Origin of the sequence: Acinetobacter sp. SK-43 (genome assembly GCF_015351505.1) — a bacterium.
GTDB lineage: Bacteria > Pseudomonadota > Gammaproteobacteria > Pseudomonadales > Moraxellaceae > Acinetobacter > Acinetobacter junii.
In genome coordinates this window covers 1-17,731 of the sequence record NZ_JADKPY010000084.1, presented here as the reverse complement: position 1 = coordinate 17,731, position 17,731 = coordinate 1, and the positions used below count along the sequence as shown (strand labels likewise).

Below are 17,731 nucleotides of genomic sequence, written 5' to 3'. Positions count from 1 at the left end.
TGCAAGCTAAAATTGACCAGATGGTTAATTGGTTTTACCCGAATAGCCAGTCAATAATAGTCCATAGGATGATTTACCATCATTATGTGTCACTTTGACAGGAAGATAATCTAATTTTGGAGCTAACCAAAATACGGTATTGCGTTCAGGTTTGCTGTGTTGTAACACGACTTTGATCGTATTAAATGTTCCATAACTGGTTTTAATACTTTCAGTACCTTGTTTAATAAAACGTCGCTCATCGACACCTTTCGCATCTGAAATATAATAACGTGGTTGCAAGGTATTGCCGTTTTTTAAATCTTCACGAACTTGTAACTCAGCATTTAACTCGTCCAAAACACCAGCTTGCCAAGCAAAAGAACGTTTCTTGTCATCTTTTTGGGTGTTAATCACTTTAGCACTTGGATTGAAGTTAATATTCATCGTGTTGTTGTGCACTAAAATTTTACTGGTACGACTGAACTTTTGTGAAGTGATTTTGTTATCTGAGAAAGCAAATTGACTGGTTTCAGATGCAGAAGCAATACCACCCGCTTTAGCAACAAATTTATATGTCCAGTTGTTGCCTTGCTGAGATAATGTACGTGTTGCTGAACCTAAATTCTTGTTGTTATAACTAAATTGATAGCTCGCTTGGAATGGCGCCATTGCATAGGCATGGCTAAAAAAGCTTGCACAAGCAAGTGTTGCAGAAGTTACCGTTGCAATACTCAAAAACTTAGTAAATTTGTTTGTCATAGCATTGTGTCCTTTGGATGAGCATTTGATGGGATCATCCAGATATCCAGATATCATTACGATTTGTTGTTATTATGCCTGTAGATTATGAAGAAAAGATCAGGTTTTTTACTAAGCGCTTGTTAATTTTTCGTATTAATCATGAAGTTGGAGTTTTCTGTGGCAGAGTATAAATAACATACTGCCACAGGATGTTTAGAATTATCTTTTTGAGTCTTTTTGCTGGATTGGGGTAACTTCACTAATATCTAAATCATCTTCCTCATCAAATTCATTGGATGGGGAGAGGATCGCTGTAAGATTCACATTTCCCCAAACAATTAATTCTGCTGGTCGGACACGTGCACGATTTACATGCACCTTACTCAGGGTCTCAATAATACTTGGCTTTTTACTAAACCAGCGATTTAAATCTAGATAAAGTAAATCATCTTTTACGGTTACGACTTCAAAGTGTTCTAAAATTTTCCCTAAAGGATCTTCCTCACGAAACTTTTGGTAATACCAAATCGCAAGATGAAAGCCCCATTTTTGGAAAATGTTTTTGAAACTCGCTTCAATCACTTGAGTGTTACTGATTTGCTCAAAAACCATAAGTTGAACATCTTTATTCATTTCCATCTGCAACAGCTTTAAATCAACAGAAAGGGTAGTATGCAGACCTTTGACGTCTATCGTCGAATACAGTCTTAACCAACCATCATATAAATCAGCATGCAGGTCTTTAATGATTTTAACTTTTTCGGTGACATAACGCTCCATCGTCGCGTTCACAAATACTTGTGAAAGCGAAAAATCTCTCTCTTCTTCGATGAATTCTTCGGCTTTTTGGTAAACTTTACGTAGACGTTTAACAACAGATGAAATTAGCGTTTGCATAAAAGTTGTTCCAGAAAGTGAATTGTTTTAGATAGCAATGCCACGATCTTTGTAATAACTAAAAAATAAAAATAAATTTCTGACTTGCAGTGTAGCAAAATTAATTGCTACATTTTCATAAAATGATGGTATGGATACACTGTAACTATAAGTGGATCATATTTTTGTAAAATTTTGAATACTGGTTCGGCTTTTTATACGGCTTTGCCGTTGGGGATGAGGCAATTTTTGCCGCTAAGATGCCATGTGGAATAAAATAAATTTTCGTTCGGAGTTGTCATCTCATTGGTGGCAAGACTCAATTTTTGTAGGGGCTGTGATTTTAGCATTGCTTCTGCATTTGGCTGTGCTTGCGGTACAGTTTGCTATGCCAACTCCATCCGATACCTCCACAAAGGAAATCGCAGTTTCTATTCGCCCTAGTACTGATAAAGTAGAAAATGCTGATTTTCTCGCTCAAGCCGATCAAAAGGGTTCAGGTGAGTTTCGAGAAGCACATCGCATGTCGAGTGATATGCCTTCACCGATGCAGGCTGATGCGACTACTGGTGAAACTGAGTTTGAAAGCTTAGAAAAAATTCAGCAAAAGCGCGAGTTAAAATTTGAAGAAAAAGTTTTAATGACCGTATTGAGCTGGCAGAAACAGGCAGAACAAAGCGAGCGTAAAAAAGCCTTGGAGGATTTACAAAGCCAGTTCCAAGCAAAAGCTGCCATGGTTGCTAGTCTTGAAGCTCAGTATTTACAACGACAACAAAATTTTAGCCGTAAACAACGGATTAAAACGGTAGATGGTATTCAAGCTAAACAGGATGCTTCTGCTGCGTATCTAGATAAATTCCGCCAAAAAGTTGAGCTGTACGGAAATCGCTATTACCCAGATGCTGCTAAACAACAGCGGTTATCGGGTGAAGTTAGATTAATGGTTATTCTGAACTCACAGGGTGGGATACGTGCAATTCGTTTAATTGAGAGTTCGGGACATTCTATTTTAGATGAAGCAGCTAAGGCTTCAGTGCGCCGTGGAGCCCCTTTTGGTGCATTTGATTCAACGATGAAGAAGGATATTTCTGAATTACGTATCATTCGGACTTGGCGTTTTGATCCCGTGGATGCTGAGTTTGAAGTGCATTGATTTTAAAAAATAAATCATTTATCAAAAGCTATTTAATACAATTAGATAGCTTTTTTTGTTGTTATTCATTTTTCTTTTTTTACAACACGCTATTACATTTCATAAATAAAACTTGAATTGATAATAAAAATAATTATCATTTGCATTGTATTTTAATTGTTTTGTATGCGCTCCTGTGCTGAAAAGTAAATGCTCTGGGGGAGATCGGCGCATGCATTTTAAATCTCATATCTTTGCATAAGGAAATTTCCCATGCATCAATCTCAGACTTTTCAATCTTTTAAAGCCCATCCTCTTATGTTGGCGATGGCGATATTACTTCCTTCATTTGCCTCTGCAGAAACCAGCACCTCTTCATCGACAGTTGCACTACCTACGATTAGCCTCAAAGCACAAGATGATCAATCCTCAGTTACAGAGGGAACTCAAAGTTATAAGGCGAAGAGTGCAAATACATCGACTAAGTTGAGTCTATCGCTTCGTGAAACGCCACAATCCGTTAAGGTTTTAACTCGTGAGTATTTGGATGATGCCAATATCAGTTCTTTTCAGGATCTATTAAATAACGTCACAGGTGTGTCAGTTAACCAATGGGATGAGCGTCAATATCCCACAGCGCGAGGCTTTGATGTTGACTATTATTTATTTGATGGTGTTCCCAGTAATGTGGGAATGGAAGCAAATGATCCTGATTTAACAATGTATGATCGCGTAGAGTTAGTCAAAGGGGCAAATGGTTTAATGACTGGTGCTGGTAACCCAGCCATAGCTATCAATATGATTCGAAAGCATGCGAATGCGAAAGAACTAACTGGGCAGGTAAGTACTTCTTTGGGGTCATGGAATGCATGGACGAGCTCGGCAGATATTTCTATACCATTGAATACGGATGGAACAGTTCGTGGTCGTGTCGTGGTAAAACACGAAGACACTGACTCTTTTATGAAAGGGTATGAGAAAAATAATAATGTTGTATATGGGGTGGTTGATGCTGATATCAGCGACAAAACCTATGTCTCTGTTGGGGCTGGTTATCAAAACTTAGAGCGTGATGGAGTACGGTGGGGCGGATTACCAGCATTTGATAGTAATGGTCAACGCGTCGATTTTGATCGATCCAAAACAGTAACTTCTGATTGGACTTATTGGAATACGGACACCACCACAGCCTTTGCAACCTTGAAACAAAATCTATTCAATGATGTGAATTTGCATGTGAATTATGCATATCGTGAAGTAAAACAAGATACTGCATTGCTCTATTTGTGGGGGAGTTTCGATAAAACTACAAATACCAGTAAAGGTACATTAATGACTTGGTCTGATGCCACTAAGACGAAAGAAAATAATATTGATACTTATCTTTCTGCTCCCTTTTCTATTGGTGGTTTAGAGCAAGAAATTGTGGCGGGTTTTATGTATAACCAAGCACAAAAAGACACATGGTATTCAGGTAATCCTCAAATTGCATCAGATGCGGTACTTGATTTTGATCATCCAAATGTACCGTTATTAGGATCGATTCAAAATAATAATGTCTATCAAGTTCCTAATAAAACGACTCAAACAGGCGCTTATTTGGCAGGTAAATTTAGCTTAGCTGAGCCTTTGAAATTAATTACAGGCATACGGTTATCAAACTGGAAATATGAGAGTGATGATGGTGTAGGAAATAGAAAATTCAAAAATGAAGTAACTCCATATGCAGGTTTAGTTTTTGATTTTCTTGATCAGTATTCTTGGTACGCGAGTTATACCAGTATTTTTAAACCAGAAGATAAACGAGATATAAATAAGCAGTACCTTGATCCACGAGAAGGTAAGAGTTATGAGACGGGTTTAAAAGGGGAGTTCTTAAATGGAAAGCTGAATGCTGCTTTATCGGTATTCCAAACCAAACAAGATAATGTTGCAGAAGAAACAGGAACTTTTATACCGAGTCCAGATGGAACACCAACAACAGAAAAAGCGTACCGTAGTGCTGATGGTGTCGAAAGCAAAGGTGTTGAATTTGAGTTAGATGGAGAAATTGCCAATAACTGGAATTTAAGTTTTGGTGTTGCTCATTTCAATGCCAAAGATGCTCAGGGTAATGAAGTGCAAACAATGTCTTCAAGAACTAACGCCAATTTATTCACCAAATATAAGTTAGATAAATGGAGTATTGGCGGCGGTGTAAATTACAAGAGTAAGTTTTATACAGGAGATGGTGACAAACGCATCACCCAGGATGCCTATGCTTTAGCAAATTTAATGCTTGGCTATGATATAGATTCAAATATTAAAGCTCAGATCAATTTGAATAATATTTTTGACAAAAAATACTATACAGGCATTGGTGATAATTTGATGGTGTATGGCGCACCTCGTAATGTGACCTTTACATTACGATATCAATTTTAAGAATTGAAAAAGCGGCTGAAATTGTATTCAGCCATTTTAAAATTGTGGATAAGTTCCAGCTTATTCACAATTTATTTGTACTTGAGTAAGTCCGTTCGATTTTGCAGATTTCGATATTAAAATGCTGGTACCATTTTTCTTTGCCTAAGTGTTGGGCAACTAAATGTTCAGTATCTTGTTGCCAGCGTTGAATATCTTCGAGGCTGTTCCAGTAAGACAACGCTATTTCAAAATCATTTTCACAACATGCTTCAAACTTAACACAGTGATATTGGCCGATTGCTTTATCTCTAAGCTTTTGTGCCATTTCTGTGTAAGTAGAATCCAATTGTCTAATGGTGGCTTTAAAAATAACGATATACATAGGACTCAGGCTTAATTTTCATCAGCTTGGTAAGGATTACTGATCCCAAGTTTTTTCAGAATCTCAATTTCCAAAGCTTCCATTTCTTCAGCTTCGGCTTCACTGGTTTCATGGTCGTAGCCGAGTAAATGTAAAATTCCATGCACGAGTAAGTGAGTGAAATGATCACTTGGTGTTTTTTGTTGCTCTGCTGCTTCTTGTAACACAACAGGAATACAGATGACCAAGTCACCTAAAGGCTCTGCTTCGAGTAAGCTGAGCATTTCTTCTGGAATATCGCTTGGAAAAGACAAGACATTGGTTGGTTTGTCTTTCTCTCGGTATTGCAAATTCAGTTCATGACTTTCTGCAAGATCAACGCAAGCAATGCCAATCTCACAATCTGCGTCAAAACCAACGTGACGTAATGCAGTTTCAATTTGTTTTTTGATTTGACCACGCTTCAATGGTAAATCATTGGCTTGAAAGTCTTGTTGAAGACTTAAATTGATTTTCAAAATAGATCCTTAAATATAAATTGCATCTACAAACTTAGAGTGAAACTCAATGGGATAGAAAGAAGACTGGAGGAATGCTTTACTGCATATTGATCCAATTTGTTGCATCATTTGTCTTTTCATGTGCCATCTTTCAAAAAATTGATGATCCATAAGTTTGCTGACAAAACACAAAACTATCCTCATTTAGATCACTGTAGGCTACTCACACTCATATACTTAACTCGGTAATGACCATGGAACCTACAGATTTCAAGTGCCTTTTTTTAATATCACACTAAAAGCATATTCATTAATGTTGAGCGTCAGCTTTCTCATCATTTTCTGCTACCAGTGCTTCTTGTCTCGCTTTGCGTTCAGCACGAGCTTCTGCTGACAAACGTTGTTGTTCGCTATCCCAGCCTTCATAAGCTTCGACAATTTTTTGTACCAGTTGGTGACGCACTACATCTCGAGAGTGGAAGCGCGTGATATGAATTTCATGGACGTTTTCAAGAACACGTAAGGCATGAGCCAAACCTGATTGCTGACCACGAGGTAAATCCACTTGTGTTACGTCACCCGTTATCACCGCTCTTGAACCGAATCCTAAGCGTGTAAGGAACATTTTCATCTGTTCAGGCGTTGTATTCTGAGCTTCGTCCAAAATGACAAAAGAATGATTCAGTGTGCGTCCGCGCATATAGGCGAGAGGTGCTACTTCAATCACTTGGCGTTCAATGAGTTTAGCTACTTTTTCAAAGCCCAGCATTTCATATAGGGCATCGTAAAGTGGTCGAAGGTAAGGATCAATTTTTTGAGTTAAGTCACCTGGTAAAAAACCAAGTTTCTCACCTGCTTCAACTGCTGGACGTACCAGTAAGATACGTTGAATTTCATTACGTTCGAGCATATCTACTGCTGCAGCGACTGCAAGATAGGTTTTACCTGTACCCGCAGGCCCGATACCAAAGGAGATATCGCTTTGTAAGATACGTTGTACATAGCGTTTTTGATTTGCGCCACGTGGATTGATGCGGCCTTTACGCGTTTGTAGCCAAACGTTATCAAGCCCAATATGTTCTTGATCAGAGTCATCTAAAAATTCACGATCAGTTTGAGATCCTTGAATCATTAAATGAAGTACATCCGCACTGATTTGAGAAGAAATTTCAGATTCTTGAAAGAGCCGTTGCAAAAGTGCTTCGGCTCGTTCGACCGCTTCGATATCACCGTCTAAGTAAAAGGCATCGCCTCGGTGAGTTATTTTGACATCTAAACGTTGTTCGATTTGTTTTAAATGCCCGTTATACGCACCGAGCATGCTTTTTAAACGTTCCATGGAAATTTCAGGGAACGTTACTGTACGTCGAATCGCTGCAGTCAAGAGAAACCCTTTATGTTGTCTTGTAAGAATACCCTTACATTACGCCACGTCAGGTTCAAGATTCAAGAGTTCACCATAAACTAAATTTAAAGTTTTGATTTCAGTAATCTCAATTTCAGCAAAACGTCCAACCCAAGCTGCATCACCGATAAAAGTAACAAGACGAGTGTTGTCCGCTGTACCGATCAGAAGATTTGGATCTTTATCAGAAACTTTTTCAATCAGTACGCGTTCAATTTTACCCAGCATCGCATCAGTTTTATCGATACTGGATTGTTTAATCACTTGTTGAACTTGTGCTAAACGATCTTTTTTCACTTGCTCTGGAGTGTCATCAGGAAGTTCAGATGCAGGTGTACCAGGACGTTTTGAATAAACGAAACTATAAGAGTGGTCAAAATCTAAATCTTTAATAAACTGCAAAGTCTCAGCGAAGTGCTCATCCGTTTCGCCAGGGAAGCCAATAATGAAGTCACTTGATAAATGCATATCAGGGCGAACTTTGCGTAGTTTTGCAATTTTATCGATGTAGACATCAATCGTGTGATTACGCTTCATGGCTTGCAATACATCGTTTGAACCACTTTGTACAGGTAAATGCAAATGCGAAACCATCTGAGGCAAATCACGATAACATTGTATCAACTCATCAGAAAATTCTAATGGGTGAGAGGTGGTATAACGTAAACGACCAATCCCTGGAATTTCAGCAACTAAGCGCAGTAATTCAGGGAATGTGCAAATGCCACCTTCAAAGGTTTCACCACGATAACCATTTACATTTTGACCAAGCAGGCTAATTTCACGAACACCTTTTTCTGCCAATCCAGCAATTTCTGCTAACACATCATCGAGAGGGCGCGAAACTTCTTCACCGCGTGTGTAAGGGACTACGCAGAATGAACAATATTTCGAACAGCCTTCCATGATCGAGACAAATGCTTTAAAACCTTCAACACGTGGTTCAGGTAAGAAATCAAATTTCTCAATATCTGGAAAAGAAATATCAACTAATTTGATTTTTTCTTTCTTTGGCTTTTCCACTTGGGCTTGATGTTGATCTAGCATTTGTGGCAAGCGGTGTAGGGTTTGTGGACCGAATACCATGTCGACATAAGGTGCGCGCTTTTGAATGTTGTCACCTTCTTGAGAAGCAACACAGCCACCGACACCAATCACTAGGTCAGGATTTTGTTCTTTCAGTTTGCGCCAGCGACCAAGCTCACTAAAGACTTTCTCTTGCGCCTTTTCACGAATTGAACAAGTGTTCATTAACAAGATATCAGCTTCGTTTGGATTTGTGGTCAGAACGTAGCCGTGTGAGTCGCCAAGCAAATCTGCCATACGATGACTGTCATACTCATTCATCTGACACCCTTGAGTTTCAATATATAACTTCTTCATTGAAACATCAGTGGTGTGCGTTGGCTGGGTAACAGTGTTTTCTGAGGCAGCTTTTGTAGCACTAGGAGTGAATGTTTGAACCGTCATGCAGGCTCCTAAACGAGGTGGATTTAAACAAACCGCGGATTATAGCAGCATTTTTGAATGTTCGCTGAGAATAAAAAAATGACAAAAATGGACACTTTGTGGATGAAAATACGTGAATTTTAATGAATATGAATCAGCAAGTTACATAACACAACAATAGTAAGACTTGAGAGTTATTAAACTATAATCGCAGGCGAAATTAGGCAAATGTATCGATGAAGATGAATAAGCAACACAATTCAGTTCCACACCTCAAAATAAAACTAAATAACAAGAAAATCTTACAACGTAGTTTTGTTGTCGGTGGTTTGCTTGCGTGTTCGTCTGTATATGCTTTAGATGATCAGTTTAATGATGCTTTACGTGCTGCGAATGCGGGGAATACCGCATTGCTCGATCAGTACCAATATGAGATGCAAAATGATGTTTTGGGTTACTACCCAGAATATTGGAAATTGAATAGTAATCTTGGGTTTCAGCCAGCATCTTCAATTATCAATTTTGCGCAACGATATCCAAAGTCTGCAATGGCTGAAAAGTTAGCAGCAGATTATGTTGAAGAAAAGGTAAAACAAGCGAACTTTAGTGAGGCAAAACCAGTCCTCAGTTATGTAACGAACCCTGATCAAGACGAAAGTTGTGCTGTGGCGCAGGTTCGAGCTCAAACTGGGGATAGTTTGGTTTATGCAGAATATAAGGATATTTGGTTGGCAACAAATACCCAACCTGAATCATGTAATGGTTTGGGGCGTATGATGTTATCAAGCCCCTTAATGACTGCTCAAGATCGCCAACAACGCTTGTGGGGACAACTTAGAGCTGGTCAGTCGGGGCAAGCAATTGCAACTGCACAAACTATGGGTTTAAGTTTATCTCTGGCCCAGTTTAATCAAATTCAATCTAATCCTCTCGCGTACCTATGGAGTGCGCCAAAAGCCAATGACGCGGATTACGCCTATTTAATTTTTGCGTTGGGTCGCGTAGCAGATAGTGATTTAACTAATGCTTTAGGCAATGTGCAACGTGTTGCTCAAGATTTACCAAGTCCAGTACAAAAATATTTGTATCGTACTATCGGCTATGTTGGTGGTACAACCGTAATGAAAAATGGTTTTAATCGTGAAGTATTAAATGCATTTGATAAGAGTTATGGTTATCCATTTAGTCCCGAAGAAGCTGAAATTTATGCGCGTCAAGCGGTGCGATTTGGTGCATGGGAAAGTGTAATTCGTGCAGTAGACTCAATGTCGGTTACACAAAAACAAGAAGATCGTTGGCAATATTGGTTGGCTCGTGCATCAGAGCAAAGAAATGACAAAGACTCGAAGTTAGCAGCTCAACAAATTTATCGCAAACTAGCGCAGGCTGGTGATGATTATCACAACTTGCTTGCTAAAGATCGTTTAGGTGAGCGATACAATCATCAACCTTATAACGAACAACCAAGCGCACAAGATATTCAGCGTTTAAACCAAAATATTCACTTTAGACGTGCATTCGCTTTACGTGATATTAATGCTCCTGCCAATTATACCAATAGAGAATGGAACTGGGCTGTCAGACAGGCTTATCTACAAAAAGACGATGGTTTATTATTGGCGGCTGCTAAGCGCGCACATGATATGGGCTGGTATGATCGAGCAATTTATGCGGCTGATCGAACTAGCACTCGACACAATGATACCTATCGTTTTGCAACGCCGCATCGTAGTAATGTGACTAGTCATAGTTACAATGCTGGTATTGATCCAGCTTGGGCGTATGGTTTAATGCGCCAAGAAAGTCGATTTGTGACCACTGCGAGGTCTCATGTCGGGGCTGGTGGTTTGATGCAGATCATGCCAAACACGGCCAAATTAGTCGCACGACAAATGGGAGAAACCTATAACCCTGCGGCATTGAGTGAAATGAACACGAATATTCGATATGGGACATTTTATCTTTCGATGATTCATGGTCAACTGAGCGGAAATGCAGTGCTTGCGACAGCGGGTTATAATGCTGGCCCAAATCGTGCACGTCGTTGGCAACCTGATTTTCAACCAATTGCGGCTGATCAATACACTGAGTCAATTCCTTTATTAGAAACACGTGACTATGTAAAACATGTCATGACCAATGCAACACACTATGGGGTAGTGTTAGGGCAGGGACCTCAATCTCTGGAAAAACGTATGAGTATTATTCCTGTACGTAATGAACCTTAACGCATGGCATCGTTGAACTTGAGATAATGAAGTTTTTGTATTTGATGAAATCAATGTGCTTGATGAAGGAATCAATGTTTAGGGCTATACAGATACTAATCTGTTATTTAGCTCTTTCATTTGCTGTTCCATTATATGCAGCGGACAAAGCTGATATTGCTGGATATGTGATGCATGTCCAAATGACACCAGCTGTCTGTTCCTTTGATTCTTCACGCCAAAAACAACGTAAATGTTTAGAAGGTTATTCTCTGACGATCTCAAGCTTATTACCTGAAGTTCCTGTTGGTCGAGACTGTCAAACAAAGTCATCGGCTAAATTATCCCCTCTACAAGCAAAAGTGGTTGCACGTGTAATGCCAGATGAAAATGCACGGGTACAACTTTGGCAAAATGTCGGCGGCTGTGTGCCAATGAATGCGAGTCAATATTTCAGAACGATTATTAATTTTGCAGAGCGATTAAAAATACCTGCTGATTTGACTAGCCCTAATACGATTGAAGTACAACAAGAAAATTTAAGGCAGCAGCTCACTAAATTAAATCCTTCTTTACCACCCAACGGGATTCGTTTTACTTGCCAAGTCTCTAAATTTGACTCTATTTTGACAGAAATTAAAGTTTGTTATCGAAAAAATGGTCAGTACAAACAGTGTTCGAGTCATGTGGTCACTGGATGTCCAAGTGAATTTACAATTAAAGGAAGTTATTAAGCTTTTTTTCTGAATTAATTTGTATTTTCTATCAGACTTTTGTTGAAATCCATTCTCTTTTACATGCATCTGCGTTCGCTTTAGAGTACAATCTTTGCCGTTTATGATAATTCGGTTGAATAACAAAAGAATTCAATCGTGCTAACGCATCTCATTGGAGAATATCACATGAAGCAACCCGTTCGTGTTGCCGTTACAGGCGCTGCAGGTCAAATTGGTTATAGCTTATTATTCCGTATCGCTAGCGGTGAAATGTTAGGTAAAGATCAACCTGTAATTTTACAATTGCTTGAAGTTCCTTTTGAGAAAGCTCAACAAGCGCTTAAAGGCGTAATGATGGAACTTGATGACTGTGCTTTCCCATTATTGGCAGGCATGATCGGGACTGATGATCCAGAAGTTGCATTTAAAGATGCTGACTATGCGTTATTAGTAGGTTCACGTCCACGTGGTCCTGGTATGGAACGTGCTGACTTATTGAAAGTAAATGGCGAGATCTTCATTGGTCAAGGTCAAGCTTTAAATAAAGTTGCTAGCCGTGATGTTAAAGTATTAGTTGTTGGTAACCCAGCAAATACAAATGCTTACATCGCAATGAAATCTGCTCCAGATCTTCCAGCGAAAAACTTCACAGCTATGCTGCGTCTTGACCACAACCGTGCATTAACTCAACTTGCTCAAAAAGCTGGCGTTGCAGTTTCTGACATCGAGAACATGACTGTTTGGGGTAACCACTCTCCAACTATGTATGCTGACTACCGTTTTGCAACTGCAAATGGTGTAAGCTTAAAAGACAAAATCAACGATGCTGAATGGAATAAAGATGTATTCCTTCCAACAGTTGGTAAACGTGGTGCTGCGATCATCGAAGCACGTGGTTTGTCTTCTGCTGCTTCTGCTGCAAACGCTGCAATTGACCATATGCGTGATTGGGCGTTAGGTACAAATGGCAAATGGGTAACTATGGGTATTCCTTCTGACGGTTCTTATGGAATTCCTGAAGGTGTAATGTTTGGTTTCCCTGTAACAACTGAAAACGGTGAATACAAAATCGTTCAAGGTTTAGAAATTGACGAATTCAGCCGTGACCGTATCAACTTCACTCTTAACGAGTTAGAAGAAGAACGTGCAGCGATTGCTGACATGGTTAAATAATTTGTCATTTTGATAAATTATGAAAAGCACTCTCTTGTAGAGTGCTTTTTTATTTTAAGAAACAAAATACAACAAGAAAATATAGAGATATGCCTGCAAGTTAATACAGTTTATTGTTAGATTATTTATTAGATGGGTTTTACCTAAGGAGAAGAAAAAATGTTTGAACAACAACCAACACTTGAACTTTTATTTGAACAATTGGGGCTTGATGCAGATGAAGTTTCGATGGAAAACTTTATTAAAACTCATCAATTGAGTGCTAGCCAGAAATTACACGAAGCTGATTTTTGGAGTGCTGGGCAACGAGACTTTCTTAAGAGTCATTGGGATAAAGATGATGAATGGGCTATCGTGATAGATGAGTTGAATCAGCAACTACATGTCGATAGTACAACTTAATAAAAAAGCTCACATCAGTGAGCTTTTTTATGGATTAAATTTATGAACCAGTCTTCTTGGCGGGCTTGATTAAAAGCTGGATGTGCATGTAATAACTGCAAGTCGTGATCTACACATGCCACATATTTTTTTAACCAATGTCGAGTCATCGCAAACTCTTCTTTACTTGCAGATGCATAAGCCAAAAAGAAGTAAATATCTAGATGATCGTAGTGAGCGAGAGGCTTTAGGATTTGCTGCGTGATAATTGCAAAACGTTGCTCTTTGGTTAGCTCAAAATAAATCATATAAGCTTTGGCTAAATTTAATGAGAGATCAAGATAAAGATTTAATGGCATTTCCTCAAATTCAATCCGAGCTTGCTCAAGTAGCACGATGGCTTCTTGCAAGAAATGCAATTGTTCTTGACGGACATGACTGAGTACAACCAATTGCAGACGTAAGTCAGCTCTTTCTAAAGCAAGTTCAGGTGTATTTTCACTTAAATAGAGTTGGTCTGTTTCACCAATTCGATTTACTACATGTTTCGTTTCATTTGACATCAGTTTATCCAAAACCTTGATCTATGCATGCATATATAGGGCTTTATTTTGCAATTTAAAGGTTTAGGCATTCCAAAGCGAATTTCCACTGCGTAACCATGCTGTAATTGATAGACGTTGCTGTTTCGAAAGCAACACTCCATGTAGTAAATCACTTTGGAAGATAGCAAGCCGATTAGGCAATGGTTGAATGGTATGCCATTGCTCATTTTTATCTTGCAAGCGTAACTGACCGCCAAAGTCTTCTTGCCACTGTTCATGTAAATAAAAAACAGTTGAAATCATGCGATCATTCTTTTTCTGAGGATTATCTCGATGTAATGCATAAAATTCACCTGCGTTGTAACAGGCAAAATGAGCTTCTACTTCTTTGATTCCCAAATAAAACGCTTGATTTAATAACTGAGACAAGTTCTTTAATGCATTAATATGTTGTTGCGCGATCGGTAATTGTTCATCAATCCACAATATATGATCGCTACGTATATGACTCACAATACCATTTTGAATGCCTGCAGCTCTGAACTCAGCAAGATGTGAATTGCATTCGTTTACTAGGGAGTCTACATATGTAGCAGGATAAACATTATCTATAACGGCAAAACCTGATTCATTTAAATCATCCAAAACTTTATCTAAATCCCACGATTCAGGAAGAGAACTTTGCTGCATATATTTCCAATAGAGCTTGATGAAGAGGCAGTATGATCTTAGTCGATCACATCAACGCTAAAGAATACTTTTTTCATTCGTGATAAACTACCCTTTGAATTGAGGAATAATTGTCAACATGAATTACCGTCACCATTTCCATGCGGGTAACTTTGCCGATGTTATGAAGCATGTACTTTTGCTTCAACTGCTCGCTCGTTTAAATGCTAAAGATAAACCTTATAGATATATAGATACCCATGGCGGTGCAGGTAAATATGATTTATCTACGTCTGAAGCACAAAAATCAGGTGAGTTTTTAACGGGTATCCATCGTTTGGTCAAGCTTGACGATTCGATTAAACGTAATGCACCTGAAGGCGTAAAACAATATCTTAAAATTGTTGAAGATATGCGTGCAGGTTCAGGTAAAGGCGCTTATCCAGGTTCACCTTGGTTTGCGCTTGAAGGCATGCGTGATATTGATAAAGCAACTATATTTGAAATGCAGCGTGATGTATTTCAACAATTGTATTTTAATATTCGCGATAAACGTGCGGGCTTACATGAGCGTGATTTTTATGAAGGTTTGATGGGTGTCATTCCGCCTAAAGAAAAACGTGGATTGGTCATGATTGACCCACCATACGAAATCGAACGTAAAGATTTCCCTCAGCTAGTTGAGCTGTTACAAGCTGCACATAGAAAATGGCCGACAGGTGTTTTTGCTGTGTGGTATCCAATTAAAGATCGCGCGATGATTGACCGTTTTGAGAAGAAAATGTTTAAGACTGGTATTCGTCGTCAGTTGGTATGTGAAATTTGTGTATGGCCTGATGATACGCCAGTTGGATTAAATGGTTGTGGTTTATTGGTGATTAACCCACCTTGGAAATTTTCAGAAGATGCTGATCAGGCATTACAATGGTTGTTCCCTCATTTGCGAATGAGTGAAAATGGTGGTCATGCTGCAGTGCGTTGGTTGGTGGGTGAATAAGCCCATCAATGTCAAACTATTCTCGAGGAATTGAAAATAATGACAAATTCTCCTAAGTCAGATTCTGATTTGAAGAAAGAAGAGCTTTCTTTTGATGGGATCACCTTTGAAGTCGAAGAAGAAGAACAAACGCATGAAGGGCAAAAAGTTAAAAGACGCGGCATTTATTTATGGCCAAATCTGATTACAACAGCGGCATTACTTTCAGGTTTTTATTCGATCATCGCTAGTATGAATGGTAATTTCACTCAAGCTATTTATGCGATTTTCTTAGCAGCATTGTTAGATGGTTTGGATGGTCGAGTTGCTCGTGCAATTGGAGCACAAAGTGCTTTTGGTGAACAGTATGATTCACTTTCGGATTTATTAGCCTTCGGTGTAGCTCCAGCTATTTTGATGTACAGTTGGAGTCTCAATGATTTGGGTCGAATTGGTCTAGCTTGTTGTTTTATTTACACAGCCTGTGCAGCATTTCGACTTGCACGCTTCAATGTACAAATCGGTGTGGTCGATAAACGTTACTTTATAGGAATAGCAAGTCCATTAGCTGCTGTAACCGTTATTTCAATGGTATGGGTGAGTCAAGATTATCCTCTGGTATTTGATTTAAATGACATCACAATACAAATCATCAACGCTGTGATTATGGTTTCGATTGGTTTGCTTATGATTTCAAATATCAAATACTATTCATTTAAACAAATGGATCGCAAACGTGTTCCTTTTGTAGTCATGTTGCCGGTAGTCTTGATTTTTGCTGCAATCACCTACAATATTCCTGTAGGGATACTTGTTGTATGTATCATCTATGTGTTGTCTGGTTTTGTAACGACACTATTAGCTAAAAAAAATGATTCCAAAATAACAATCTAAATAAAAGGAGGTTCGGCATGCCATTGTTGATGAATAATAGTCAATTAAAGCAGCTGAACCTCAACAAGTCAGATGCTTTAACTTTTTACCCACCCAAAGGTTTATTTAAAATTGTTTATCAAGGTTTGATTCTACCGAATCTCCCTGCACCTTTTCATTATGTGAATTTCATTAGTTTGATTGGGCAACCTCGAATTCCCATTTGTTATAATCCAAGTGCAATTTCCACAACTGCGATCGATACAGCTACAGTGTTGGTAAGCAGTAGCTTATCAACAGTTGGACATCTAAAAAGTTATAGTGCAAAAGAACAGTGTCAATTTGAAACTGATTCATATCAATTCTTAGATGTTGATCAAATTCATGTTGATTTTCCAAACTATTACTTCAAACGAAATGACAATGAATTTAGCTGTGATTTAAGGGTAAATATCTGTTCTGAAATAGAAAACCATACAGCATTGCACTGGGGCGTGGCTGACTATTGGTATGTACAATGTCAGTGCGTTGGGGAAATTATTTATAAAAATCAAAAATATTTGATTAAGACCAAAGGTATTTTAAAACATGCAAGGGCGGTATATTTACCTTTTATTGCTTTTCACTTTTTTACATATCAAATCATTCATATTAATGAAGAAATTCAAGTCATCCTTTCAGAGTTGCGCAACCAATGGAATAACGTAATTTTCTCTCGAATTGAGGTTCAAACCAGTCAACAAGGTTCGACTCTTTATGATCGAAATGTAGTTTTTGATACCCTTAGGGTGTATCCAAAGATTCAAACTCCTAATGGACGTGAGATGTATCTTCCTCGTGAATTCATTTGGCAATATCAAGAAAATGAAGAAGTTATCTTTCAATTACACGGACAGAGTAGGGGCGATTATAAATTTGGTCTAGCGGCGGGTTATGTTGGTAGTTTTAGTTATGATTTATTTTGGAATAATCAGTCCTATCAAGGGAGTGGGTATTGTGAATATATCGATTGTCGACCTTTGCATTGGCAAGAAAAAAGTAAAACTGAACAAATCTTAGACCAAATTCCACATTTTCAGCCTTATTTGTGTAAAAAATAATCTATCAGTTTAAATATTAAAATAAATTCCAATAAATCGCTTGCAAGCGATTAGAAATGCTGTAGAATGCACATCCATCGGCGGTGATGCGGATAAAAACTTGTTGAGAAACAAGGGTTTGGCTAAAGTGGTTAGATTCTTGGGTTGGTTGATAAGTTTTAAAAATATCTAAATTGCCTGTTGACTTTAAAGAAATTTAGAGTAATATAGCCGACCTAGCTTGATGATGACGAATCATC

General features: G+C 38.5%; 17 protein-coding genes. 9 read left to right on the top strand and 8 right to left on the bottom strand.

The window, feature by feature from the left end; genetic code table 11:
• Positions 1 to 24 precede the first annotated feature (24 nt).
• Together IRT38_RS16210 and IRT38_RS16205 are read right to left on the bottom strand one after the other, a co-directional pair.
• Positions 25 to 741 (bottom strand): DUF3108 domain-containing protein, encoded by a 717-nt coding sequence (locus tag IRT38_RS16210; protein ID WP_004916473.1) that lies wholly within the window; start codon positions 739 to 741, stop codon positions 25 to 27.
• Between the two features lie 201 nt (positions 742 to 942).
• Entirely contained in the window at positions 943 to 1,620 is a 678-nt protein-coding gene (locus tag IRT38_RS16205) for a hypothetical protein (protein ID WP_004958891.1), read from the bottom strand.
• A gap of 244 nt (positions 1,621 to 1,864) precedes the next feature.
• Between IRT38_RS16205 and IRT38_RS16200 the strand changes: the two genes are divergently transcribed.
• On the top strand, positions 1,865 to 2,752 hold the full coding sequence (locus tag IRT38_RS16200; protein WP_004957789.1) for an energy transducer TonB: 888 nt from the start codon (positions 1,865 to 1,867) through the stop codon (positions 2,750 to 2,752).
• A gap of 252 nt (positions 2,753 to 3,004) precedes the next feature.
• Entirely contained in the window at positions 3,005 to 5,155 is a 2,151-nt protein-coding gene (locus tag IRT38_RS16195; RefSeq protein WP_194598262.1) for a TonB-dependent siderophore receptor, read from the top strand.
• A 64-nt stretch (positions 5,156 to 5,219) separates the two neighbouring features.
• On the opposite strand, the gene IRT38_RS16190 is transcribed toward IRT38_RS16195, so the two are convergent.
• The 4 genes from IRT38_RS16190 to miaB form a co-directional block, all read right to left on the bottom strand.
• Positions 5,220 to 5,519 carry an antibiotic biosynthesis monooxygenase family protein gene (locus IRT38_RS16190; protein WP_004957793.1) on the bottom strand — a complete coding sequence of 100 codons (300 nt, stop codon included), beginning with the start codon at positions 5,517 to 5,519 and terminating at the stop codon, positions 5,220 to 5,222.
• An 11-nt stretch (positions 5,520 to 5,530) separates the two neighbouring features.
• Positions 5,531 to 6,016, bottom strand: a complete 486-nt coding sequence (gene ybeY / locus IRT38_RS16185; protein WP_004957796.1) for an rRNA maturation RNase YbeY — start codon at positions 6,014 to 6,016, stop codon at positions 5,531 to 5,533.
• A gap of 292 nt (positions 6,017 to 6,308) precedes the next feature.
• The gene (locus tag IRT38_RS16180; RefSeq protein WP_194598261.1) at positions 6,309 to 7,382 is read right to left on the bottom strand and encodes a PhoH family protein; all 1,074 of its coding nucleotides are present in this window, start codon (positions 7,380 to 7,382) and stop codon (positions 6,309 to 6,311) included.
• Positions 7,383 to 7,421: 39 nt separating this feature from the next.
• Positions 7,422 to 8,873 (bottom strand): tRNA (N6-isopentenyl adenosine(37)-C2)-methylthiotransferase MiaB, encoded by a 1,452-nt coding sequence (gene miaB / locus IRT38_RS16175; protein ID WP_004958909.1) that lies wholly within the window; start codon positions 8,871 to 8,873, stop codon positions 7,422 to 7,424.
• Positions 8,874 to 9,088: 215 nt separating this feature from the next.
• Between miaB and IRT38_RS16170 the strand changes: the two genes are divergently transcribed.
• The 4 genes from IRT38_RS16170 to IRT38_RS16155 all read left to right on the top strand — a co-directional run bounded on the left by IRT38_RS16170 (position 9,089) and on the right by IRT38_RS16155 (position 13,350).
• The gene (locus IRT38_RS16170) at positions 9,089 to 11,080 is read left to right on the top strand and encodes a lytic transglycosylase domain-containing protein (protein ID WP_194598260.1); all 1,992 of its coding nucleotides are present in this window, start codon (positions 9,089 to 9,091) and stop codon (positions 11,078 to 11,080) included.
• A gap of 26 nt (positions 11,081 to 11,106) precedes the next feature.
• Positions 11,107 to 11,793 (top strand): ribonuclease I, encoded by a 687-nt coding sequence (locus IRT38_RS16165; protein ID WP_194598259.1) that lies wholly within the window; start codon positions 11,107 to 11,109, stop codon positions 11,791 to 11,793.
• A 168-nt stretch (positions 11,794 to 11,961) separates the two neighbouring features.
• Positions 11,962 to 12,948 (top strand): malate dehydrogenase, encoded by a 987-nt coding sequence (locus IRT38_RS16160; RefSeq protein ID WP_004916445.1) that lies wholly within the window; start codon positions 11,962 to 11,964, stop codon positions 12,946 to 12,948.
• A 159-nt stretch (positions 12,949 to 13,107) separates the two neighbouring features.
• Positions 13,108 to 13,350, top strand: coding sequence for a DUF2789 family protein (locus IRT38_RS16155; protein ID WP_004916443.1), 243 nt, complete (start codon positions 13,108 to 13,110; stop codon positions 13,348 to 13,350).
• Between the two features lie 14 nt (positions 13,351 to 13,364).
• On the opposite strand, the gene IRT38_RS16150 is transcribed toward IRT38_RS16155, so the two are convergent.
• Both IRT38_RS16150 and IRT38_RS16145 read right to left on the bottom strand, forming a co-directional pair.
• Entirely contained in the window at positions 13,365 to 13,892 is a 528-nt protein-coding gene (locus IRT38_RS16150) for a hypothetical protein (protein WP_004957812.1), read from the bottom strand.
• 63 nt (positions 13,893 to 13,955) lie between these two features.
• Positions 13,956 to 14,564, bottom strand: a complete 609-nt coding sequence (locus tag IRT38_RS16145) for a 2OG-Fe(II) oxygenase (protein WP_194598258.1) — start codon at positions 14,562 to 14,564, stop codon at positions 13,956 to 13,958.
• A gap of 118 nt (positions 14,565 to 14,682) precedes the next feature.
• Between IRT38_RS16145 and IRT38_RS16140 the strand changes: the two genes are divergently transcribed.
• From IRT38_RS16140 to IRT38_RS16130, 3 genes are read left to right on the top strand one after another with little or no spacing between them, the layout of a single operon-like run.
• Positions 14,683 to 15,540: a 23S rRNA (adenine(2030)-N(6))-methyltransferase RlmJ gene (locus tag IRT38_RS16140; RefSeq protein WP_194598257.1), complete on the top strand. Its 858-nt coding sequence runs from the start codon at positions 14,683 to 14,685 to the stop codon at positions 15,538 to 15,540.
• A 39-nt stretch (positions 15,541 to 15,579) separates the two neighbouring features.
• The gene (gene pssA / locus IRT38_RS16135) at positions 15,580 to 16,413 is read left to right on the top strand and encodes a CDP-diacylglycerol--serine O-phosphatidyltransferase (protein ID WP_004957817.1); all 834 of its coding nucleotides are present in this window, start codon (positions 15,580 to 15,582) and stop codon (positions 16,411 to 16,413) included.
• A gap of 17 nt (positions 16,414 to 16,430) precedes the next feature.
• Positions 16,431 to 17,492 (top strand): DUF6670 family protein, encoded by a 1,062-nt coding sequence (locus IRT38_RS16130; protein WP_194598256.1) that lies wholly within the window; start codon positions 16,431 to 16,433, stop codon positions 17,490 to 17,492.
• The last annotated feature ends 239 nt before the right edge of the window (positions 17,493 to 17,731 follow it).